The organism is Virgibacillus necropolis, from assembly GCF_044793635.1.
Lineage (GTDB): Bacteria > Bacillota > Bacilli > Bacillales > Amphibacillaceae > Virgibacillus_F > Virgibacillus_F necropolis_A.
Genome location: NZ_CP084992.1, coordinates 3,385,822 through 3,409,033 on the forward strand (window position 1 = coordinate 3,385,822; position 23,212 = coordinate 3,409,033).

Below are 23,212 nucleotides of genomic sequence, written 5' to 3' on the forward strand. Positions count from 1 at the left end.
TAACTTTTTTTGTTAAAGGAGGAGAATCTATTTGTTATTAAATAATAATATAAAATTCTCATCATATTTCGAAAGTGGAGAAGCCTATGGTATATCCTTAAATCAATATATTTCTTTGTTGGATATAATTACTTTTTTTATAAAAAGAAATTATATAGCAAAAGGATTAATTACTAGAAAAGAATGTGAGTTTAATAAATATATGAATGTAATTACTGGAAAAGATGAAGAAGATAACATATGTTTAGGAATCACCACTGATAAGGCTTTTATAAGTTCTAATACTATTATTTCAACTAATAGTACACTTCAAAAGGAGACTATTGAACAGGACTTAAAAGAAATCGCAGAAGAGGAATTGGATGTTAAAATCACTGCATATTTACACTTTAACTGTCAGTTAATAAAGGAAAGCGGTCCATTTTTGGAAGAATATCATGCTTCAACATCTTCTAGTATAGAGGTGCCTCAGCCCCTATTAGGGGAAATAGACAAACAAATCAATTATTACAATGCACAAGTGTTAAGGAGGAGAAATTCATTGGTAATAGAACCAATTTTTAAATCAAGAAATATAAGCATTGATAAAAACCTCTGTTTTGCATTGTTACCTTTTGATCAGGACAGAATAGATATTTTTGAACAAATAATTTCACCAACTCTGAATGAAAGGTTTTCGATTCAGGTCTTAAAAGCAAACGATTTGTTTACAGTTAATGAAATTATGGAAGACATTTGGACTTACATGTGTAAATCTAAATTTTTGATTGCTGATATAACTAACAAGAATCCAAATGTTTTCTATGAATTAGGTATTTGTCATACTTTGGGTAAGGAAGTAATTACTATCTGCGAAGAAGGTTCCTTTGCAAATGATTATAATGGAAAGTTTCCATTTGATATAGCACATAGAAGAGTGATTTTATATAAAAATACAGGAACAGGCATGATGAAGTTTAAGGATGATTTAATTAATACAGTTGAATCGCTTTTGTCGGATAATATAAGCGGAATAAAAGAGTAATTTGACTATTTAATATAAATTAGAAGTTATTAGATGAGCTCGTGAACAGAACATATGTTAGAAATACATCAAACTAAAAAAGCACTCAAACGCTATACTAAATACGAAAAGAGCAGGCATCCCACTAGTGAAATTTATAGGTGGAATACCTGTTTTTAACTACTAGAAGAGAGATGGTTTTATTCTACTTACACCATGTATGAACTAGCGAAATCGTTTGAGATGTCTCCTTGCTACTATGCTGAAACATATCAAACCTTTGAAATGATCAAATTTTGAGGATAGGAGTGTAAGTTGAGAACAAAGACATGTCGGTTAAATACTGGATCATTAGTTATCATCACAGAGTCGTTGAATGTTATCAGGAATTTTGGAGCAACTACTTGCCTTAATAAATTAATTATGCCTACTATTAAAAATTTCACCACCCACAAAAAAATGCAACCAGAACCTGATTGCATATTGACTTATTACTGATAGAATTTTTTATCCTCGTATTTCTTTTCAATAAGGCATTATCTGCCCGCGGATTTCACCGTCAGGGTTTTGCGCGGTATGTGCGTTGACATATGTTTCTCCATCTTTCATAAGGTCTAATAAGGTGGAGAGCGATCTTCCCTTTAAGGGGCCGACAAGATCTTTTTCGGTAATGATACCTTCTACGACTCCATTTTTAACACTGATATCAGGGTCAGCTGGGCCGAATAGAAAGACAACAACAGGACCGTTCACTCCTCTTCGGCCAATATGAATATGCGCCTGAATAAAATTAGCGAGATTATTTACGGTTAATTGATATCTAATTTCTTTTTCATCCCTCCTTACTTTAAACTTCACGAAGCCGTCAGCATTCGTGCGAACAGGCGGGACTTCTTCAGATCCTCTTAACTTAGCAACAAATAGTTGGTTATTATACATTTTTATCCTCCATTCTTATTCTGTCATATAGTGTATTTTATTTTTTAGAAAATGGTTCGCTTGTACTGATGTCACGTGGTTAACACTGAATTAAAAATACTTAAAAAACAGATTCCTAAACAGTAATCAAAAATTTTTTTAAAAAAGTTTCATCATTTATGACACCAAATCACTACTTCCTTCGATTATAGATTTAGAAAGTGTTTTTATCCGATAAAATCCGGTAGATTTCACTTTCATCTTGTAGAAGGGGGTTTTTTTCATGGAACGGCAGACAATGACAGTGAAAGAGGTTGCGGATTATCTTGGGGTTCATACCGATACCATTTATGCGATGGCGAAATCCAAGCAGATTCCGCACCTGAAAATTGGAACGCGTATTTTGTTTACAAAAGAATCTATTAGCCTATGGATCCAGGATCAAGAGTACACAAACCTACGTATCTAGATGATACGTAGGTTTGTTGTGCTCTTCTTTTTTTACTTACATACCGGAAAGGGAAATGATAATGAATTATATTAAAGAACTGAATGCATTTAAGGATTGGGTACAGGTTAATGAACTTTCGGCTAACGCGACACTCTTATGGCACACGTTGATGATGATTAATAATACTACGGGATGGAAAAAACAATTTAATGCGCCGAATGCCCTGGTGGGTAATTTGTCAGGCTTATCGGTACAAAAAATAAATGAGGCTCGAAAACAGCTTATGGAACATCAGTTAATAACATGTGAAAACGGCAAAAAGGGAAAGGCACCAGTATATGGAATTATTTCATTTTTTAATACAACGGAACAATTCTCGGAACAATCTTCGGAGCAATCCCGGAACATACTTAAACATAAACAAAAAGAAAGTAAAGTAAGAGGAAGGGAAGAAACGCGGGAAGAACAACTTGTAACTATTTATGAAGAAAATATCGGAAAGCTAAGTCCGCTTGCAAGGGATGAGTTTCATAGTTGGTTTGAAATAATTGGGGAAGGTCTGTTGCTAGAAGCAATCAAGCTGACATCCAAACATGACGGTCGAACATTCAGCTATTTGGAGAAAATTTTACAAGAGTGGCAAGCGGCTAATATTAAAACGGTGGAGGCTTTACGTGATTGTGAAAGGCAGAAGCGGATTTCTAAAGTGAGTGCTATTCCATTCAGAAAACAACAGGCAGTTGGTAAGTTATCGGTGTTTGATGAGTTGCGGGCGGAGGCGGGATTATTATGAATTACGAGGAAGCGATTACTGTATTAGAAACAATTGGGGAGCTTTATCCGAAATACGAGGTGTCGATAAGGAAAGGTCAGATGCTGGCCCCGCAGCTCATGAAAATGGATTACGCACGGGTATTGGAAAATCTATCAGACTATGTGGCGACGCATCCCTATGCACCAACGCTTGCTGAAATTGCTGCCTTTCCAGTTGAAAGCAATGAACACCTGGATAAAATAAGCGTTTGGCGTGCAGAAGCTGCAAAGGTTCCAGACGAAGTTAAGCAAAATTTCCACAAGCAAATGATTAAGCTATTAAAGGACAAAACTCATGTCACAGATCGCTAATATGGAAGCGGAAGTATCGGTACTTGGGTCGGTGCTTCTGGATGGTACACTTTTCAGCGAATTAGACGTACAGGAAGAGCATTTTTACCATGCGGGACATCAGCAAATTTTTAGATCGATGAAACAAGTGGCGGAGCTTGGCCAAATGATTGATTTGGTCACAGTGACGACTAATTTAGGGGACGCTATTACACAGGTCGGTGGAACGGTTTATTTGCTTGAAATGGCAAGTTCGGTAGCTAGTACCGCAAGTATGAAACATCATGAACAGTTGATTTTCGATGCGTACCGAAATCGAATGGCGCAAATGAGTGCCATTCAGTTTGCTGATAATCCAACAGAGGAAGGATTAGACACGTTGATCGGTCACCTTGAGACTTACCGAGATGTGGGTATAGTCACACAAGACAAAACGACGTATGACCATTTAATCGAGATTACCGAAGAGATGTGTTTTCCAACAACCGAACAATCCGGATTCTGCACCTCTTTTCATGAATTAGACGATATGACTGGTGGATTGCAGCGTGGTGAATTGATTATTGTTGCAGCTAGACCATCTGTTGGGAAAACAGCATTTGCCCTAAATCTAGCAGCAGGTCATGCTAGAAATGGTGGATCCGCATTGATCTTTAGCTTGGAAATGGGAACGAAGCAACTTCTGCAGCGAATGGTTTCAGCAGAAGGTTACATAGACAGTCAAAAATGGCGTAACATGGCTTTTTCGGAAACAGATTATGCACATGCGATTCGAGCAATTGGTACCATTTCCGAATGGAGCTTACACCTTTATGATCAAGTGCGAACGGTCGCGGCTATTCGTTCAACCATCCGAAAAATGATGCGTGACAATCCGGGGGAAAATCATATGATTATCATTGATTACCTACAACTGATGACACCACCCAATAAGAACGTGCGACGTGATCTAGAAATCGGCGAAATAACGCGTGAGTTGAAGATTCTCGCAGTAGAGTTACATATTCCAATTGTCTTACTTTCCCAGTTATCAAGGGGAGTGGAGTCACGTCAGGATAAACGTCCAATCATGTCAGACCTCAGAGAATCAGGAAATATCGAGCAAGATGCAGATGTCATTTCATTTCTCTATCGGGATGATTATTATAGCCGGGAGAGTAGAGAGAATACTAGTATGGAAGTCATTATATCGAAGCAGCGAAATGGCCCTACTGGAACGGTAAATCTGGCATTTCATAAGGAGCACGGACGGTTTGGGAACATGTAGAAGGAGATGGGCTAGATGGAGAATAAGGTGTTTGTGATGTTGAGAGATTGGTATGAAATAAGTGGAGTGATTCTATCGATGGGTGAGTTGCAGGAGAAGTTGGCTTGGAAGTGCTCAGTGGATGATGTGTTGGAAGGAGTTTATACGTTTGATGGGTATCTGAATGCGCAGCGGGAGTGCGCGGAGGTTTAGTAAAGACACTTTTTATAAATGTTCTTATCAAAAAAACGGATGATTTTAGTTGCGTATTCTCTCCATAACAGGGCGCATTTCTTCAATACATAGTTTCATATCTTATTTTGACATTTTTTATAAGACATGCTAACGTTAATGTATTCAAAACGTTAAATATTTTCTTAACGAAATTAACAACGTGATAAAGGGGTTCATTTGAACATCATTTATAAAAATACTAATCCTGAAGTTGCGGTTGAAAATGTTTAGTTGAAAATTAATCTTTTTTAAATAGAACATTGTTCAATAATTTTTAGAATGTACAGCGTTTCATAATGAAAGATATGTCAGAAATAAAGGAGAATTTTTATGAAGAAAAACATAGTAACATTGGGAATCGTGACGATTATATCTATTTTGTTGTTTTCTCCTCGTTCTAGAAAAGCAATCTGCGAGTCAGTGGATGGAGAGGCATTAAACAAAGCATATGAGCTGAAAAATGTTTTGTCAGATTGGAGAAAAAATCAATAGGCACAAATTACGAGTAAACAAATCAAAGAAGGTACGTCATACAAGTTATTTATTTGTATGACGTTGATATGGAGGTTTAATAATATGAAAAAACACTATGATTATATTGTTGTTGGTGGAGGCAGTGCAGGATCCATACTAGGAAGTCGCTTAAGTGAGGATGGATCAAAAAATGTTTTGATTTTAGAAGCAGGAAGAAGTGATTATCCGTGGGATCCATTTATAAACATGCCAGCAGCTTTAATGTTCCCATCTGGAAATCCTTTATATGATTGGGGTTATAAATCTGATCCTGAGCCTTATATGAACGGAAGACGTATTGCTCATGCACGCGGTAAGGTTCTAGGTGGATCAAGTTCTATTAATGGCATGATTTATCAACGTGGAAACCCAATGGATTATGAGCGCTGGGGAGCAGATTCAGGTATGGAATCTTGGGATTACGCACATTGCCTTCCTTACTTTAAACGCTTGGAGAATGCGATAGATTCCCCAAATGATGAATTAAGAGGTCATGATGGGCCGGTAAAATTAACGAGAGGACCAGCTGTAAATCCATTATTTAATGCATTTTTTGAAGCAGGTGTTGAAGCTGGCTATTCACGTACACCTGATGTCAATAGCTATAAACAAGAAGGATTCGGTCCATTCGATCGACATATTTATAAAGGAAAACGACTATCTGCATCTAATGCCTATTTAGATCCAGCTAAAAAACGAGATAACCTGGATATCGAGACGCTTGCTTTTGTTACGAAAATCAACATTAATGGTTCAAAAGCTACTGGGGTGACGTATCGAAGAGGGAAGCATTTAAAACAAGTATATGGGGAAGAAATTGTCCTTGCAGGAGGGGCTATTAATACTCCTCAATTACTACAACTATCTGGCGTTGGGAATGAGGAGCATCTACGCGAAGTTGGTATTGATCCTATCATTAACCTGCCAGGGGTGGGCGAAAATCTACAAGATCATCTGGAAGCGTATATACAACATTCTTGTCCATTACCAGTTTCCGTACAACCTAGCTTGAATAAATTAAAAATGCCTTGGATTGGCTTGCAATGGTACATGAAAAGAAAGGGTCCTGCAGCTAGTAGTCATTTTGAAGGTGGAGGATTTATTCGTTCTAACGAAGATGTTGACTATCCAAACATTATGTATCATTTCCTTCCACTTGCCGTTCGATATGATGGTAAAAAATCAGACACAGCACATGGTTTCCAAGTACATGTCGGACCAATGTACTCGGATGCACGTGGATCTTTAAAGATTAAATCAAAAGACCCTTCTGAGCATCCAAGCATGGTTTATAATTATCTTTCTACTGAACAAGATAGATCGGAATGGATAGAAGCAGTAAAAATCACACGAGAAATCATTTCTCAACCATCTTTAGCTCCATATAATTCTGGTGAGATCTCTCCAGGCCCATCTGTACAAACGGATGAGGAAATTTTAGAATGGGTAGCTAACGATGCAGAGACAGCACTTCACCCATGTGGAACAGCAAAAATGGGAGATGCCTCTGATCCAATGTCTGTTGTAGACCCTAACACAATGAAAGTTCATGGTCTAGACAACGTTAGCGTTGTGGATGCTTCTGCTATGCCGTATGTGACAAACGGTAATATCCATGCACCTGTTCTCATGTTAGCAGAAAGGGCAGCAGATTTAATCCGTGGCCGCAAACCACTAGATCCTATGTACGTAGATTATTATAAGCACGATCGTTCTAACAAAGAAAAAGTTACTAATTAACAAATGTAAATTTAAACCTAATATTGCGACATAACTGCTGGTTGATTTCCGCTGCTGACCGTTGCTTTCCGCGGGCACGGCTTCAGCCTCCTCGCGGAAGATCACCGCTGCGGGGTCTTCAGACTCGTGCTGTTCCCGCAGGAGTCAACGGTCCTCCGCTCCAATCAACTGCCATAATAGTGAAAGGGGCTATATAGTACTGCTTCCAGACACCATGTTAGCGAAGGAAAAACACGGAGACTCCTGCGGGAAAGCGAAGTGATGAGACCCCGCAGTGAGCGGTTTTTGCTCGCGAGGAGGCTCAGCGCAAGCCCGCGGAAAGCGTAGTGATTTTTCCGTAGCGGTCGCAGGGCAATTTATTATTTTTGTTATATCGCAGTCTAAGGATAAATGTTAATAATATATTTTTTTACAAAGGAAGAGTGGAAAATGAATATTCAAAAACAATTGATAGGTGGGAAATGGGTCCTTTCTAGTTCCAATGAGACTAGGGAAATCATAAACCCCTTTAATCAAGAAATTATTGCCGAAGTAGCAGAGGGAAACGCGGAGGATGCCAAACAGGCAATCCAAGCTGCGCGAGAGGCTTTTGACAAAGGAGAATGGTCTAGAACTCTTGCTACTGAGCGAGGGAAGTTAGTTCGTAAAATTGCCTCATTGATTGAAAGAGATAAAGAAGAATTAGCTCGTCTTGAATCGCTTGATACGGGAAAAACAGTAGATGAAAGTCGCGATGATATGGATGGCATTGCAGATGTCTTTCATTATTATGCTGATTTAGCAGGGAAGAATAAAGGAGAAATGATCGACTCCCCAATCCCAAATACCATTAGCAAAATCGTTCGGGAGCCTGTTGGAGTATGTGCGCAAATTACTCCATGGAATTATCCACTTTTACAGGCATCCTGGAAACTTGCACCAGCGCTTGCAGCTGGAAATACCCTTGTAATGAAACCTAGCGAGATCACTCCGCTGACTACAATCAAAGTATTTGAGCTGATGGAAGAAGCAGGGATTCCTGCGGGAGTAACCAATTTGGTGCTTGGTGCAGGAAGTTCTGTTGGAGATGAATTATCCAAAAATACTGCGGTAGATCTTATTTCATTTACCGGAGGAATTGAAACTGGTAAAAAAGTTATGCAAGCCGCAAGTAGCAACGTTAAGAAACTAGCCCTCGAGCTAGGCGGTAAAAATCCAAACATCATTTTTGCGGATGCGGACTTTGAAACTGCTGTAGACCAAGCCATGAACGGAGTTTTCTTTCATGCAGGACAGATTTGTTCTGCTGGAGCTCGATTGATTGTAGAAGAAAGCATCCATGATAAGTTTGTAGATGCGCTCGTCAAGAGAGTTCGCAATATTAAACTCGGTAGCGGATTTGATCAAAATACCGAAATGGGCCCTCTTATTTCAGCTGAACATCTCGAGAAAGTAGCAAACTACGTAGAAACAGGTTTGAAAGAAGGTGCCAAGCTTGCTGTTGGCGGTGGGAAACCGGAAGATGCAGCCCTTAAAGACGGGTTCTTCTATCTACCAACGGTGCTGGTAGATTGTACGACAGATATGGATGTTGTCCAGCATGAGGGATTTGGACCGGTCATTACTGTAGAGAAATTCTCCACGGAAGAAAAAGCAATCCACCTGGCCAATGATTCGGTCTATGGATTATCTGGAGGCGTATGGACCGAAGATATAGCAAAAGCAGAACGTTGTGCGGCCCAGATGCGTATGGGAACGGTATGGATTAACGATTTCAACGTCTTCTTCGCACAGGCGCCTTGGGGTGGTTACAAACAATCCGGTATTGGGCATGAACTGGGTACCAAAGGGTTGGAAGAATACACAGAAACCAAACATATCTACCATAACATCGACCCGCAGCCAATGAACTGGTTCGGAAAGAATTAAAGTAATCAAAATGTGGTGGTCTTGTCACTGAAGGCAACGAGTATACGGTCCGGGGAAATTTTTGACTTTTTATCGAACGATCCATCTAATTAATATATATTGAAAAGGGGATATAACAATGAATTTCAAAAATAGTAAGCTATTAATACTTGGGATAATCCTGGTAATGTTATTGACGGCCTGTGGTGGCGGTAATAGCAATAATAATGAGAACTCCGAATCATCATCTGGGAATAAATCATCGAAAGAAAAAACGATAGATATGGCACAAATTAATTGGGCCGAAAACATTGCGGCAACAAACATGTGGAAAGTGATTTTGGAAAACAGAGGGTATGATGTGAAATTCCACAGCCTGAATATGGGCGTCATTATGAAAGCTTTAGAAAAAAATGATGGAAAGGAACTGGATGTGACGCTTGAAGTATGGTTGCCTGTTCAGGATAAACAGTATTATGAAAAGTATAAAGATGATGTGTTTTTCGCTGAAACAACATGGTATGACAAAGCAAAAGTAGGGCTGGTTGTACCGTCATATATGAAAAAGGTTGACAGTATCACGGATTTGAAAAAGTATCGTGAAAAATTTGAAGGTAAGATAAACGGGTTTGAATCAGGGGCAGGCACAATGCTTGTTACGGAAGATATGATCAAGGAATACGGTTTGAATTACGAACTGGTTCCAAGTTCAACACCGGCAATGTTAGGTGCTTTAAAAGAGGCAATCGACAACAAGGAGCCAATCGTCGTTCCACTTTGGAAGCCACACAGAGCATTTGCCAATATGGACCTGAAATTCCTGAAAGACCCGAAAAAAACGTATGGTGAAGTGGAGAAAATTCACTTTGCTGCACGGGAAGGGTTTAACAAAGAATTTCCGGAAGTCGCTAAATGGATGAAAAATTGGCAAATGGACGATCAGTCGATTGGTACATTAATGTCATATGTAAATAAAGCAGAAGAACCTATTGAAGGTGCAAGAAAATGGGTCAAAGAGAACCAGGACCTTATAAATAAATGGGTAGGAAGTAAAAAAGAATCAGACAGCTCTAAATAAATTATACAACTAGAAGCCTGCAGTCCGCGGGCTTCTTAGTTTTTCCTTCTAGAACGGGCCGGACCTAAGAAATGGTATTATCCTTTTTTAAGAAGTTATAATACAATTGTTTCATACAAAGTAAAATAGAAGGTGTAATGATATACTGAAAGTAAAAGGTGAATTACAACATTGTATGAAGTTAAGTGGGAAACATTAGAATTACAAATGTTTTTTTAGGTTCCTATGATTCTGACAAGAAATCTACACTACATGAAGAGAAATGAAAGGGTGAGGGCTATGGACGAAAAAGAACAATCGCCCGCTGAGTCAAAAATTAACAATGCCGAGAAAGAAGTCATTAACGCGATTGCCGAAACGATGGATTTGTATGGTATAACCCCGTCAATTGGTCGACTTTATGCCTCAATGTACTTTAAACAGCATCCGATGACCCTTGATGAAATGAAGGACGAGCTCGGAATGACTAAACCCAGTATGAGCACATCAGTCCGCAGTTTACAGGATATCAATATTGTCCGGAAAGTTTGGCAAAAAGGTTCAAGGAAGGATCACTACGTGGCAGAGAAAAACTTTTTCAATTACTTTGGTAAATTTTTCGGAAGTAAATGGAATAGAGAAGCTGGGTTAAATCTTGTCGCTATTGAACAGGCAGAATCTCAACTTCAAGAGGTCTTAGAAGATGAGGGAGCCGAAGAATATTTAAAAGAAAAAGCCAGACAAGACCTTGAACAGTTAAAAGATTACAAGGAATATTGTTATTGGCTTCAACGACTTGTGGATTCAATCGAATCTGGTGAAATTTTTGATTTTTTACCGGTGAACAATCCAAATTCAAAGGAATGATTTGAACAAAAGCGCAAGCGCCCGTATAGCGACGTATGGATTGTGCCCACGCAACGTGGCGGTTTTAATCGAACTTCCTTACTGCTACTTTATTTTAGCGTTATACCTATATACTATTAAGATATTTTGACTATTTTTTGCCGAAAGCATGACATTTTCCGTTTTTAGAGAAAACGCACATCTTTTGGATTGCTCTTTCCGACTAATTTTCTTATGCTAACAGAAAGGCATTCAATCTAGGAGTGAAAAAACGAATGAGTAAAGACTTCCACAACCCCAAACAGCGCAATTACAATCCGCTAATTTGGGTTCTATCTATATTTATTGTAGGGGTTATTTTAGGTACATATATGTTGCCAAAAAGTTCGGATGGCATGGTATGGGGCATTGAATTAACGGTATTGCCGATGCTGAATGCTATCTTTAACAGCTTCACCTTTCTCTTTTTGTTAACCGCATTAATCATGATTAAAAAGAAAAACATTAAACTGCACCGCAGATTTATAGTTGCAGCATTTGTAACAACCTTTTTGTTTTTCATCTCTTATTTGACGTACCATTCTATGGCTGAGTCAACAAGCTACGGCGGAGATGGCACCCTGATGTACATTTATTATTTTATACTCATTACCCACATTGTTCTGGCAGCATTGATTGTGCCGCTTGCACTGATCACACTTGGACGAGGCCTGAATATGAAAGTCGAAAAGCATCGGAAAATCGCACGTTGGACGATGCCACTCTGGCTGTATGTTAGCCTTACGGGTGTACTGGTGTATTTAATGATTTCACCATACTATTAGTGTGTCGTATTATTTACTGAATTTGTACCAGCCCATGTTATAATAGAACACTTAGGGTAATTACGGCTTTTTCCCATAATTGAACGGATGCTTAGAAAACTTGGCTTATCGTCAAGCTTTAATGGCGAAATCCTTAGTTGCACTTATGCAGTAAGAAAGGATGCATGTTTTCTTAACTGCCAAGAAAAGCCCCCGCCTAGCGATTAAATATGGAGGTGTAAGAGAATGAATAAACGATGGACAATCGGTAAAATCAAAGAATTTGTTGAGAAGAATTCGGAGAGCAAGTTGCTAACGACGGAGTATCAAGGTTTTTCTCAAAAGTTATTATTTAAATGTGCATGTGGTAGTGAATTTGAGAAAACATTTAAGAAATTTAAAGATAATAATCAACGTAAATGTGATGCGTGCCAACCACCAAAGACGTCACGTTAACCGTAAAGCGAATAAACAATATAGGAAAAAGTGATAGCACAGTTCAACATTGGACTGTGCTATTTTTAAAAAGGTAAGATGTATAAAAGAATCATTTGATTACAGCCAATGAAATTTGTTTCTGCAATCGGGGCATTTAATGGAATAGCTGATAACAGTCAGAACGGGGGAAGAACGATGACAGTAATATTAAAAACAATGAATTCAGATGAATTTCGACAATATCTAGATTATGCAATTGAGAACTTTGCAAACGAACAAATTAAATCTGGAAATTGGAAGCAAGAGGGAGCAAATAGTAAGGCAGCGGAGGAACACAAACGTTTACTTCCAGACGGGCCGAATACCGATAACAATTATTTATTTACAATTCTTGATGGAGACCTAAAAGTTGGAATGGTATGGCTAGCAAAAAAAGATGATAATAAGGGTTTCATTTATGACATTAACATTTGGAAAGGCAATCAAGGCAAAGGTTATGGAAAACAAGCAATGAAGCAAGTTGAAATCATAGCCAAGGAGATTGGATTGAAAATGATAGGACTTCATGTCTTTGGTTATAACAAAGTGGCAAGGGGTTTATATGAACAACTAGGATATGTTGAAACAAATATAAAAATGGAAAAGTCATTATAGGTTATTCCAGAATTGGGCGCATTTAATGAATAAGATTTGTGCTTGAAACGGGCCATATTAAGGCATAAGTGATTTAATAATGCAGGATCAAGAGCATTAGAAATAGCAAGACAAGATTTGTGAAAATCAAAAAGATGTAGGTAATTCGAATGGACAACAGAGTCATTCAAAATGTTGTTGAATCTTTAAAGAATGCATGGAATGCCAAAGTTTTGCAGAAATGTTTTTTTATTGCAAAAAAATTATAGTGAGCTATTAGAATTAACGGGGTTTAGTAGAAATAAATGTTCTTCCGTTAACGGGCGCCATTCTTGAATAAGGATTGGCGTCAGTTTCGTATATAAGGGTCAGATTGTGGATTAAGAACGTGCCCATTTTCTACATCGCTAAGAATCTTCGAAAGTCCTCTTGTCACCTGTTCTTTTTTAGTTTTACAACTCAATTTTGTGATAAAATAGTATTCTATTAAACTAATAATTAAAAGGAAATGAGCTATCATGATTAGACGTATAAAATTACCTGGTTGGATTGTTATTATCTTGCTGCTTGCTGGAATTATTTTTGGAATAAATCAAGTCGTTGCCAAGGTTTTGGCGGAATCACCTGAACCAAATGAACCGAATGAAAAAATTGTAGATTCCAGTGTTTATCCAGGTTTGAACATCAAAACGAAGACCAAAGAAACAGACCTTTATACATTATCAGTAAGTCAGCCTTATACAGATAATGAACAGATTAATAAATCCATTAATGAATGGGTAGATAAACAGAAAAAAGAATTTACATCAAGTATAAAAGAATCGAAAAACATGCTTGAGGAAAATGATTTTCGTGCGCACTTAAATATACAAGCAGAAACGGAAAAAATAGCCGATAAAATCTATACGCTCGAATTCGAGGCATATCAAATAACAGGCGGGGCTAACGGGATGACAAAAATGAAATCATTTGTCATTGATTTGAATCAAAACAAACTGTTACAACTTGATGATGTTTTTCAGTTGAATGAAGAGTCGATAAAAAACATTCAAAAGCTTATTATGAAGGAACTACACAGCAATCAGAAAATCAGCTTCTATATCTTTGATGATTTGGCCAAGGAAGCTTTAAAAGATCCTGATAAATGGAAGTGGTCTGTCGGCCGAGATAAAGTGACATTTTACTTTGATGAATATGAAATATCAGCAGGTGCGGCGGGTGCGATAAAAGCGAAAATTCCAATGGAGAAAATCAAACCGTATCTGAATGAAAAATTTGCAAAAAAAATAGATGTGAAGATCCCTGAAAAAGAAAACAGTAAGGAAGAAGAACAGCATTCAGAGGACAAGGTGAAACTTGATCCGGATGGAAAATATGTCGCGTTGACCTTTGATGATGGTCCACATCCTGATGTGACGCTACGAATTTTGGAAACACTGAAAAAGCATGATGCCAAAGCAACATTCTTCATGCTTGGAAGTCAGGTGGAGTATTACCCTTCCCTTGCCAATAAGGTGGAAGAGGCAGGCCATGAAATTGGGAACCATACGACGAACCACCAGGATTTATCCATTTTAGGGTTAAATAAAATTAAAGGAGAAGTGCAAAAGTCCAGCCGTATTATTGAGAAAGCTACTGGACAAAAACCAACATTACTGCGTCCGCCGTACGGTGCGTGGAACGATAGTGTGAAGCAGGTTGCCAAGCAGATGGGCGTACCAATGGTTATGTGGTCTGTTGACTCACTTGATTGGAAAAGTCGAAATGCGGCAGCTGTTAATGAAAAAGTGATGTCCAACGTTGCACCAGGGTCGATTGTGTTATTGCATGATATTCATCCTTCAACCGCTGATGCATTGCCGCAACTGTTGACCTCACTGGAGAAGCAGGGTTATCAGATGGTAACCGTTTCACAACTGCTTGAACTGTGGGATGGAAAAGGGGCCGGGCCATTTTATGGTAAAATAGGTTAGGAAGGAGCGTCCAGCAGTAATAGAGGAAAAAGTACTATTTCATTCTTAGTTCTGTACTGATTATAATCTGTATTGGAGTTGCCATAATTCCTTGGATTTCACATAAAAAACGATGAAAAACCGCAGAATTAAATTAATTTGATATATTATACACTCTTCAATTAACGGGCGCATTTCTGGATTAAGGAACTGCGCCTTTTTCATGATAAGGGCAATTATGGAATAAAAATTGTTATCCGTTTCACATATGGATGCTACTAAGGGGAACACTTTATCAAAAATTACACAGATAAATAAAGTAGATTCATATACAATAATATTGTTTATAATTTTAGAATTAGAAAGGTGAATTTTATGATAAAAGGTGAAAATATACATTTACGGATATTTAATAACGATGACGCCCAAGCTATGCTGAATTTACAAAAAGAAAACCGTGATTTCTTCGAGGAATTTGCAATGACTCGTAGTAGTAACTTCTATACAATCGAAGGGCAACTAGAAAGGATAAAAAAGGCTACCGAAAATATTAAACAAGATGAGGACTATTATCTTGGGATTTTTGAAAATGGTGAGAACAAGCTAGTAGGTACTATCAATCTTTTTCATATTCTCCGTGAATCATCCCAAAGTGCTGTTATCGGCTACTTCTTAGATAAAAAATATAATGGTAAAGGTTTTATGACTGAAGCCACAAGGTTGATTGTAAAATTTGCTTTTGATGAATTGAAACTACATCGTATAGAAGCTGGGGTACAACCTCACAATATAGGCTCTATACGGGTTTTGGAGAAATCAGGATTTCATCAAGAAGGCATTGCTAAAAAAAACACAAAGATAAACGGAAAGTGGGAAGATCATCAGGTTTTAGCCATCATTAATCCTAATGATTAACTTACACAGACACTTTGTATAATGCCGTAAACTCGGTAATTTAGAAGCAATTCCTTTATTCACCAAACGGGCGCGAATCTCTAATAAGAGTAATTTAAATGAAGGAACAAAATCAACTTGGCAAAAGAATCTAATTAGACCTAGGCAAACAAAGAGAGAAGGTTTTATATGAAATCTATATTAATAATCGGACAATCGAATATGGCTGGAAGAGGGTTTATTAAGGATGTACCGCCGATTTATAATGAGCACATAAATATGTTGAGAAATGGTAGATGGCAAATGATGGCGGAACCGCTTAATTTTGATCGTCATGTATCTGGTATTGGACCAGCAGCTTCCTTTGCTCAGGTCTGGACAGAAGATCACCAAGGTCAGTCCATTGGAATAATACCATGTGCCGAGGGAGGAAGCTCGATTGATGAGTGGGCAATTGATGGACTATTAACAAGACATGCGATTTCTGAAGCAAAATTTGCTATGGAGACGAGTAAAATAATAGGAATCTTGTGGCATCAGGGAGAAAGCGACAGTTACGGAGAACGTTATAGGACGTATGAAGATAAATTGCTTTCATTATTTAATCACTTGAGAGAAGAATTGAATGCACCGGATATTCCGATTATTATTGGCGAATTAGGACATTATCTTGGAGAGGCAGGATTTGGGAAAAACGCTGTAGAATACAATCAAATAAACAAGATTTTATCTAAAGTTGCTCATAACGAAAAAAACTGCTATTTTGTAACATCAAAAGGCTTAACAGCTAATCCGGATGGCATTCATATTGATGCTATCTCCCAAAGGAAGTTTGGATTAAGGTACTATGAGGCTTTTTCAAAACAAAAACATGTTTTAAATGTTATGGACACAGAGCAAGAATGGATTGAAAAGGAAGCAAAACGCGAACTAACTAAAAATGAAACTATTTATGTTCAAAGTATGAAGTTTGCCTTAGGACAATTGAGTTTTGAGGAGTTTTCCATTAATGTCTCCAAAATAAATGAAAATAAGCCGTAATTTTCTCATTAATAATTGTCAAAAGTTCATATCCATATGAATGGTAATGATAAGTTATAATCAAATATAGGAAGGGTGTATGAAATATGTCTATCAGTATTATTACTTTAGCATCCGTAATTATATGGATTGCAGCGTATTATGAGCTAATTAAACCTTCAAAAGAGCAAAATAACAGAAAAGTCATCACTCTAACATCTTTCGGTACTTTATCAACAGCAGTTATCACTATTTCTCTTTTTCAAAACTTTCTCCTATAAAAATAGAGGAACTATGTTAGAAATTTATAATCTGCAAACGGGGGCGTTTGTTGAATATCTCGTGGAGAAATAATCCGTATTATTTCCTAATATCCCTCGAATTGTTTTTATTGGACCAAAGAAGGGTGATAAACCTATTTTCGCAAAAGTTTTTCTCGCTTTAATACGGATTTCAAATTTTTCTACCCATACTTATATATATGAAATTTCAGCTTATACGCTTTAGGTACAGTAGCTAAGTTTGTTAAAATGATAACCTTGACTAAAAAGTACAAAACTATCTTAACAAAACGAAGATTAACCTGTTATTTTTGGTATAATAGAGTAACAATAGATTAATTTTCACATGAGGGTTAGGCGCACTTTCACTTTTTAGGATACTTCCTGAAAAGGAGGTGTTGCTTATGGATATTGATAAAGTATTAACGCTGATGATTTCATTCGGCATGTTAATTACGTTTATCATGTCCGATAAAAACCATAAAAAATAATCCCTCATGTGATTTGGATGTCAGTTGAGGGATTACTCTCTGTGCCGCGCCTTCCCCTCTTGATGGGGATAGTCTATTGTACCGTTCCATGTTGGTCGCATGGGGCGGTTTTTTTATTGTATGATTTTCTATTTATAGTATACCTTATCTTGACTATATGTTAAACATTTTTATTCTTATAATTATTCGACAAAAAATCTGGCATTCTAAAAGCCTAACAAGTAATTTTGGGTGTTCAACCTTTGTAGAGTAGTGATAAAAAATATCTTATCTTGCAGCCAAATATCGATAGAAAGTAGACCTACTAATATCTGTTGCATTTAGAATTTCTGTAATGCTATTATATTCTTCACTATCATACATCCGAAAAGCCATATTTAGCCTAGACTGGTCTTTCTTTGGTCTGCCACCATTTCATTTCTTCCTCTGGCTTTTGCAGCCACCAGACCAGACTTCGTTCGCTCAGATATAATATCCCGTTCAAACTGCGCCAGTCCACAAAAGATTGTAACAACTAATTTTCCCATCGCTGTGGTGGTATCAATATTTTCATTAATCGATACAAAGTTAATATCTTTTTCCTCGAATTCACTAATGAGATCCACTAGATGTTTCGTACTTCTTCCAATCCGATCTAATTTGTACACGACAACTGTATCGCCTTCACGTAAAGGGCCAGTTTGTGGAAGAAAGTAAAGAATTTCTTGCGGGATTTAATTAGGGTTAAACAATAAAGAAAATAAAATATATGAGTTGATTAGCTAGGGTGTAGTGTAAAAGCAACACCATAAAAGGTGTTTTTTTATTCACCTATAATGTAATGTTGACATTACATTATAGGTGGTTTATTATAATGGTAAATGTAACGTATACATTACAATTTTTAGAGGAGTAAACCTGATGAAACAAGGCGTCAAAAATTGCGTAAAGGATTTCCGGAAGCGTAAAGGAATTACACAAGATCAACTGGCCGAAGCGATACAGGTAACACGACAAACAATTATAGCTATAGAAAAACAACGATATGAGCCTAACATTGGTACGGCAATTAAATTAGCTAAAACGCTGGATTGTGAAATGAAAGACTTATTTTGGATAGAAGGGGATTTTTAGTATGGGGAATGTTAAATATCGGACAGATTTTATTTTCAAATGTTTAATTAATATTGGGCTTTTCATTTACTTTTTGATATTTTCACGTGATCCAATATTGCTGTTACTAGTCATATTGAATGCGATTTACGTAATTTCTATTGGGATTAAAATCCATAAAGAAAAAGGTTGGAATCGTGTGTACAGAAAGCATGATCAACGGACAAAATCTAATACTCATTTTGCAGGGTATATTTCTATGTGGATTATGTTGGTAGCTTTAATTGTAGGTGGTCTATCAATAAAATATAATTTATTACCTATAGACAGTTTAAAATTGATTTCTGGAGTTTTCTTGGCGGGACTTCTTGTCTGGTTGGTTATCCGTGATTATTTAAATGTTGATGAGATTTGATAATGTATAAAAGCGTTTATTAATCTCACTAAAATTCTAATGGTTTCAATAGGATTCCAAAAGGGGGAATGAAAATGATTTATATATTGAGACGTGAATTTGTTGATGCATTTAAAAGTGTTCGTTCGGTATTAATCATTTTGTTTTTAACACTCATTGCTTATTTTTCTGCCAGGTTTTTAAAAAATCACCAAGATTTGATTAATGAGATTGTCACAAGCGGCGAAAGTATAAGTGTTGATGCAGTATATACTGGTGCTGTTTCAGCCGTCATTTTAGTATTTGGCTATTTATTTGTATTTGCAATATCCCATGACATAATTAATAGTGAAATTGAAATGAAAACCATAAGACTGCTCGTGACAAAAGCATCGAGATTTCAAATTATGCTTGGTAAATTATTGGGTGCTTTTTTATTCTGGATTGCGACAATATCAGTTACATATGGTGTGATTTTCATTATTTCAGGATCTTGGTCTTTAAAAGATTACATACAGACCATCTGTTTTTTGTTCTATATAGTTACGTTCGTGCATCTTATTTCGACAATTATTCCAAAGACTAAATTGTCCATGTTTCTCGGTATTTTGCTTGCAATTGTATTGCCAATCGTTAATCTAATTTCACTTTTGGTAGATAGGTGGTATTTTATACCGTTTAAGTTTACTTTGCCATTTTACTATCTAAATAATTCCTATATTTTTATGATCTTTCCATTAATGATCGGAGCTGCTTTCTTTGTTGTTTCAATTTTAATTATGGAAAGAAGGGACTTATAAATGACAAAAAAGGTTATTGTAGCGGAAAATTTGATGAAAAGTTATGGTGAATCAAAAGTACTAAAAGGCATTAGTTTATCCGTGTACAAAGGGGAAGTCTTCGGATTTGTAGGACACAATGGTGCAGGAAAATCAACGTTGATTCATACACTAACTGGTATTATTAACAAAACTTCGGGAACTTTTCATATATTGGGTACATCAGGAGATCAACTGAATAAGGTAAAAAAAAGAATTGGTGTAATGCCAGATATTACTAATCTGTATCACGATATGAGGGGAATTAACTTTTTGAAATATATGGGAAGTATCGTTGGAGATAAGTGTACAAGAGATGAATATAAAAACCTTTTACATAGTGTGGGGCTAGAAGATGCAGGTATGAAAAAAATTAAAAACTATTCTTTCGGCATGAAAAAGAAAATCAGTATTGCACAGGCATTGTTAGGAGACCCGGAAATTATATTTCTTGATGAACCTACTTCAGGACTCGATCCTGAATCAGCCATTCATATTCGCGAAATGATAACAAAGCTGCAAAAAAGCGGGAAAACCATTTTTCTTACGTCTCATAATCTGGATGAAATTGAAAGAATAAGTGACAGGGTAGGAATTATTAGTGATGGAGTGATTAAGAAATTAGGGACACCACGTGAGTTGAAAACAGAAACAGCTAAAGGGATTGGGATATCCGTCCGAACAAAACCTATTCTAACAGCTTCCAAAACTTTTGAGCTTTCGAATGATCTGGGTATGAATTTGACTTTTGTTGATACAAAAAAAGACTATGCATTATTGAATGTTACTTCTGATGAAGAAATTCCTAAACTTTCCAAAGGATTAATTGAGTCTGGAGTCCAATTGTATGAATTAAAAGTAGTGGAATCGACTTTGGAAGAAGTGTTCATAAATGCCTGAAATTTAAGGAGTTACTATTTATTCCTTAAACGGGCGCCTATCTGGAATAAGGATGGGGGTCCTGACTTGCGGATATGGGCCAGTTTTGTAGAATCAAGGGAGCTGTTTTATAAAATTAATAACAACTTAAGGTGAGGGGAGAAAGCAAATGAACCTAGAACTGATGGATATTTTCCGCATGGAATATGACTTTAGTTGGGATACTGAGACCTGGTTTTTGCCTTTAGAATCTGCTCTTAAGGGTTTAAATTCCAAAGATGCAAGCTGGCAACCTCCTGGAGGAGGGAATACAATTTGGCAAACTGTGAACCATTTAAACTATTACAACACTCTGCTTGTTAGACAAATCAATGGCATAACGCCTAGGAAAAAGGCATCTAATAGCAAGGATACATATGGAGATATAGGGGAACCAGAGTCTGAAGAATGGAAGGAAATCTTGGCAGAAGATACATTTGGAAATGTCGGGGATCCAGCAGACTCTGAAAAATGGAAGGCAGCCTTAGCAGAAACTCGCCTAATTTGTGGGGATTTGCGTAAATCACTAGCACAAGTTAATGACAGTAGGCTGGAAGAGGAACATGTTGGGAGGATGGCTCGTCAGATTTTACATAACGTATACCATATAGGGCAAATAGTATTAATTCGCAAACAACAAGGATCCTGGCCGAAGGAGCGATAGCAATTTGTATATTCTCCAAACGGGCGCTTTTCCTAATAAGGAGAAGCGCCCATCTTGCGTATTAGGGCCAGATTGTTGAATAAAAAAATAACCACGATATTATTAATCGCGGCGTTTTACCTCTTCTACAAGTAGCGCAATAAAATCTTGGTTTAGATTTAATTTCTTAGCTTTATCGTTGGCCTCAAGAAGTAGTTCATAGGAAACGATATTCATTTTTCACCTAATTTCTTTGTCTAGTATGTTATTCACTTTCCCGATAATGCTCTTCAACTAACCAGGTAATAAATTCTTTTTTATCACTTGGTGGCTCTCGGTTCAGGCTTTCTTCAAATTCATTTTGATTTTGCAATTTTACTCATTTGATAAGATAGTACAAATATAATATACATAGCAACAAACGAGTAAAAATAATGCCAATCAATCATATAGAAAACACCTATTATTTTTAATAGTGGAAGTCCGATAAATGAAACGAATAAAGAAAGAATAACCCCTTTTAAATACACATTGAATTTGTAAAATAATTGGATTGTGAACATTATTAAGACAGGAATGATAAAAAAGTTCCATGGTATGTAATTCGAGGCTATAGGTAAAAATTCATAGTGATAATCATACATTCCAAAGAAAATAAATGTAGTATCCAGAAATACAGATAAAACTACTGAGGTCAGCCCTGCTAGTAATAATTTTACTGTCAAATTTTTATTATGATATTTTATCCATAAGGTAATAGGAATAATAGAAAATAAGACAGCAAACCACCAATGCCAGTCAAATAAAACATATTCTTTCCAAATGTCTAGCTTATATTGATGAACATTTAATAATTGATCTTCCAATTTCTTTGTTGAATCCAAATATCGATCCATAGTTATCATCCTTTCTGATACCTATTATTTGACTTAACAAATGTTTTATACGAGGGAAAGTTCAGAGTTGCATTTATACATACACCAGCGGTATCATTTTGGTTTTTGGTCGGATTGTTTCTTTCATAGATGGAAAATGATTATTAAGCAAAAGGGGCTCGAAAGCTGAATAAGCATGTGCCACTATCGGGCGCCATTCTTGAATAAGGATTGGTGTAAGTTTCGTATATAGGGCCAGATTGTTAAATAAGAGATTTTACTTTGTTTCAAAATGAAAAATAAAATTGTTGTAATGCATTAACTATGTAACTCCTGATAGTGTAAAATAAAATGCGAAATGTCAATCGTGTATGATGTGTAAGGTGGGGCTTAGAAAAGTAATTTGAAAAACTATGAGAAGAGGAGCGTGTTTTTGCGATGACAGCTAATTTTGAACCTATGGAGTTTGAGATGGAAACCGATCGACTGTCACTGAGTATGTGGAGGGAATCAGATGCATCCTGGTATAGGGAACTTGTTGCCGAACGTGGCCAGGATATGCCTACTCCCGATGTTGCTCGTAACAAAGTCATCAGTTTACGTAATAAAGCATTGGAAAATGGTATCGCTCCACTCACCATTCGTCGCCGAGATGAAGGAGATTATATTGGGTACTGCGGATTGATTATTGGTCGCTCTACGCTGGAAGAGCCGGAGATCGCCTACGAGCTGTTCCGTAGGGTACACGGTAATGGCTATGCAACTGAAGCAGCATCCGCAGTCTTGGATGGTGCAATAGCCACCGGGCGCCGCCGGCTCTGGTCAACAGTGGGATCCTGGAATGTTGCATCTTTTCGAGTGCTTGAAAAAATAGGATTTAAACGAGACCACAGCACGTGGGATGAACATGGTGAAATTGTTTGGAATGTTCGCGATCTCTAGATGGTTTAGGCAGCAATTT

28 protein-coding genes are annotated in these 23,212 nt (G+C 37.0%); 23 read left to right on the forward strand and 5 right to left on the reverse strand.

Annotation, left to right across the window (positions count from 1 at the left end; genetic code table 11):
* The first annotated feature begins 31 nt into the window (after positions 1–31).
* Positions 32–1,024: a hypothetical protein gene (locus tag LG329_RS16705; RefSeq protein ID WP_404451962.1), complete on the forward strand. Its 993-nt coding sequence runs from the start codon at positions 32–34 to the stop codon at positions 1,022–1,024.
* 504 nt (positions 1,025–1,528) lie between these two features.
* Here LG329_RS16705 and LG329_RS16710 read toward each other — a convergent pair.
* Positions 1,529–1,942: a CHRD domain-containing protein gene (locus tag LG329_RS16710; protein WP_404451963.1), complete on the reverse strand. Its 414-nt coding sequence runs from the start codon at positions 1,940–1,942 to the stop codon at positions 1,529–1,531.
* A gap of 262 nt (positions 1,943–2,204) precedes the next feature.
* Between LG329_RS16710 and LG329_RS16715 the strand changes: the two genes are divergently transcribed.
* From LG329_RS16715 to LG329_RS16790, 16 genes are all read left to right on the forward strand, one after another.
* Complete coding sequence (locus LG329_RS16715) at positions 2,205–2,390, forward strand: helix-turn-helix domain-containing protein (protein WP_404451964.1); 186 nt, start codon at positions 2,205–2,207, stop codon at positions 2,388–2,390.
* A 61-nt stretch (positions 2,391–2,451) separates the two neighbouring features.
* Complete coding sequence (locus tag LG329_RS16720; RefSeq protein ID WP_404451965.1) at positions 2,452–3,165, forward strand: DnaD domain-containing protein; 714 nt, start codon at positions 2,452–2,454, stop codon at positions 3,163–3,165.
* Complete coding sequence (locus LG329_RS16725; protein ID WP_404451967.1) at positions 3,162–3,497, forward strand: hypothetical protein; 336 nt, start codon at positions 3,162–3,164, stop codon at positions 3,495–3,497. Before LG329_RS16720 ends, LG329_RS16725 begins: the two co-directional genes overlap by 4 nt.
* Positions 3,481–4,743 carry a replicative DNA helicase gene (dnaB, locus tag LG329_RS16730; protein ID WP_404451968.1) on the forward strand — a complete coding sequence of 421 codons (1,263 nt, stop codon included), beginning with the start codon at positions 3,481–3,483 and terminating at the stop codon, positions 4,741–4,743. Before LG329_RS16725 ends, dnaB begins: the two co-directional genes overlap by 17 nt.
* 15 nt (positions 4,744–4,758) lie before the next feature.
* Positions 4,759–4,935 carry a hypothetical protein gene (locus tag LG329_RS16735; protein ID WP_404451969.1) on the forward strand — a complete coding sequence of 59 codons (177 nt, stop codon included), beginning with the start codon at positions 4,759–4,761 and terminating at the stop codon, positions 4,933–4,935.
* 351 nt (positions 4,936–5,286) lie between these two features.
* Positions 5,287–5,448: a hypothetical protein gene (locus tag LG329_RS16740; protein WP_404451970.1), complete on the forward strand. Its 162-nt coding sequence runs from the start codon at positions 5,287–5,289 to the stop codon at positions 5,446–5,448.
* Between the two features lie 84 nt (positions 5,449–5,532).
* Entirely contained in the window at positions 5,533–7,209 is a 1,677-nt protein-coding gene (gene betA, locus LG329_RS16745) for a choline dehydrogenase (RefSeq protein WP_404451971.1), read from the forward strand.
* A 429-nt stretch (positions 7,210–7,638) separates the two neighbouring features.
* Entirely contained in the window at positions 7,639–9,117 is a 1,479-nt protein-coding gene (betB, locus tag LG329_RS16750; protein WP_404451972.1) for a betaine-aldehyde dehydrogenase, read from the forward strand.
* 118 nt (positions 9,118–9,235) lie between these two features.
* Positions 9,236–10,174, forward strand: coding sequence for a glycine betaine ABC transporter substrate-binding protein (locus tag LG329_RS16755; RefSeq protein WP_404451973.1), 939 nt, complete (start codon positions 9,236–9,238; stop codon positions 10,172–10,174).
* A 279-nt stretch (positions 10,175–10,453) separates the two neighbouring features.
* Positions 10,454–11,020: a choline uptake/conversion transcriptional regulator CudC gene (gene cudC / locus LG329_RS16760; protein ID WP_404451974.1), complete on the forward strand. Its 567-nt coding sequence runs from the start codon at positions 10,454–10,456 to the stop codon at positions 11,018–11,020.
* A 254-nt stretch (positions 11,021–11,274) separates the two neighbouring features.
* A complete protein-coding gene (locus LG329_RS16765) occupies positions 11,275–11,823 on the forward strand; it encodes a DUF420 domain-containing protein (protein WP_404451975.1) in 549 nt (182 codons plus the stop codon).
* 225 nt (positions 11,824–12,048) lie between these two features.
* Entirely contained in the window at positions 12,049–12,258 is a 210-nt protein-coding gene (locus tag LG329_RS16770; RefSeq protein ID WP_404451976.1) for a hypothetical protein, read from the forward strand.
* 177 nt (positions 12,259–12,435) lie between these two features.
* The gene (locus LG329_RS16775) at positions 12,436–12,894 is read left to right on the forward strand and encodes a GNAT family N-acetyltransferase (RefSeq protein ID WP_404451977.1); all 459 of its coding nucleotides are present in this window, start codon (positions 12,436–12,438) and stop codon (positions 12,892–12,894) included.
* Between the two features lie 497 nt (positions 12,895–13,391).
* A complete protein-coding gene (locus LG329_RS16780) occupies positions 13,392–14,846 on the forward strand; it encodes a polysaccharide deacetylase family protein (protein WP_404451978.1) in 1,455 nt (484 codons plus the stop codon).
* A 354-nt stretch (positions 14,847–15,200) separates the two neighbouring features.
* On the forward strand, positions 15,201–15,740 hold the full coding sequence (locus LG329_RS16785) for a GNAT family N-acetyltransferase (RefSeq protein WP_404451979.1): 540 nt from the start codon (positions 15,201–15,203) through the stop codon (positions 15,738–15,740).
* Positions 15,741–15,908: 168 nt separating this feature from the next.
* Complete coding sequence (locus LG329_RS16790) at positions 15,909–16,760, forward strand: sialate O-acetylesterase (protein ID WP_404451980.1); 852 nt, start codon at positions 15,909–15,911, stop codon at positions 16,758–16,760.
* A gap of 1,018 nt (positions 16,761–17,778) precedes the next feature.
* Here LG329_RS16790 and LG329_RS16795 read toward each other — a convergent pair.
* The gene (locus tag LG329_RS16795; protein WP_404451981.1) at positions 17,779–17,886 is read right to left on the reverse strand and encodes a helix-turn-helix domain-containing protein; all 108 of its coding nucleotides are present in this window, start codon (positions 17,884–17,886) and stop codon (positions 17,779–17,781) included.
* 2 nt (positions 17,887–17,888) lie between these two features.
* Complete coding sequence (locus LG329_RS16800) at positions 17,889–18,158, reverse strand: recombinase family protein (RefSeq protein ID WP_404451983.1); 270 nt, start codon at positions 18,156–18,158, stop codon at positions 17,889–17,891.
* A gap of 253 nt (positions 18,159–18,411) precedes the next feature.
* Between LG329_RS16800 and LG329_RS16805 the strand changes: the two genes are divergently transcribed.
* The 5 genes from LG329_RS16805 to LG329_RS16825 all read left to right on the forward strand — a co-directional run bounded on the left by LG329_RS16805 (position 18,412) and on the right by LG329_RS16825 (position 21,397).
* Positions 18,412–18,624 (forward strand): helix-turn-helix transcriptional regulator, encoded by a 213-nt coding sequence (locus LG329_RS16805; RefSeq protein WP_404451984.1) that lies wholly within the window; start codon positions 18,412–18,414, stop codon positions 18,622–18,624.
* Position 18,625: 1 nt separating this feature from the next.
* Positions 18,626–19,018 carry a hypothetical protein gene (locus LG329_RS16810; protein ID WP_404451985.1) on the forward strand — a complete coding sequence of 131 codons (393 nt, stop codon included), beginning with the start codon at positions 18,626–18,628 and terminating at the stop codon, positions 19,016–19,018.
* Positions 19,019–19,092: 74 nt separating this feature from the next.
* On the forward strand, positions 19,093–19,797 hold the full coding sequence (locus LG329_RS16815; RefSeq protein WP_404451986.1) for an ABC transporter permease: 705 nt from the start codon (positions 19,093–19,095) through the stop codon (positions 19,795–19,797).
* Positions 19,798–20,715, forward strand: a complete 918-nt coding sequence (locus tag LG329_RS16820; protein ID WP_404451987.1) for an ABC transporter ATP-binding protein — start codon at positions 19,798–19,800, stop codon at positions 20,713–20,715.
* A 148-nt stretch (positions 20,716–20,863) separates the two neighbouring features.
* A complete protein-coding gene (locus LG329_RS16825; protein WP_404451988.1) occupies positions 20,864–21,397 on the forward strand; it encodes a DinB family protein in 534 nt (177 codons plus the stop codon).
* 102 nt (positions 21,398–21,499) lie between these two features.
* Here LG329_RS16825 and sda read toward each other — a convergent pair whose 3' ends face one another.
* Positions 21,500–21,613 carry a sporulation histidine kinase inhibitor Sda gene (sda, locus tag LG329_RS16830; protein ID WP_404451989.1) on the reverse strand — a complete coding sequence of 38 codons (114 nt, stop codon included), beginning with the start codon at positions 21,611–21,613 and terminating at the stop codon, positions 21,500–21,502.
* Between the two features lie 119 nt (positions 21,614–21,732).
* On the reverse strand, positions 21,733–22,272 hold the full coding sequence (locus tag LG329_RS16835) for a CBO0543 family protein (protein WP_404451990.1): 540 nt from the start codon (positions 22,270–22,272) through the stop codon (positions 21,733–21,735).
* A 417-nt stretch (positions 22,273–22,689) separates the two neighbouring features.
* Between LG329_RS16835 and LG329_RS16840 the strand changes: the two genes are divergently transcribed.
* Positions 22,690–23,193 carry a GNAT family N-acetyltransferase gene (locus tag LG329_RS16840; protein WP_404451991.1) on the forward strand — a complete coding sequence of 168 codons (504 nt, stop codon included), beginning with the start codon at positions 22,690–22,692 and terminating at the stop codon, positions 23,191–23,193.
* The last annotated feature ends 19 nt before the right edge of the window (positions 23,194–23,212 follow it).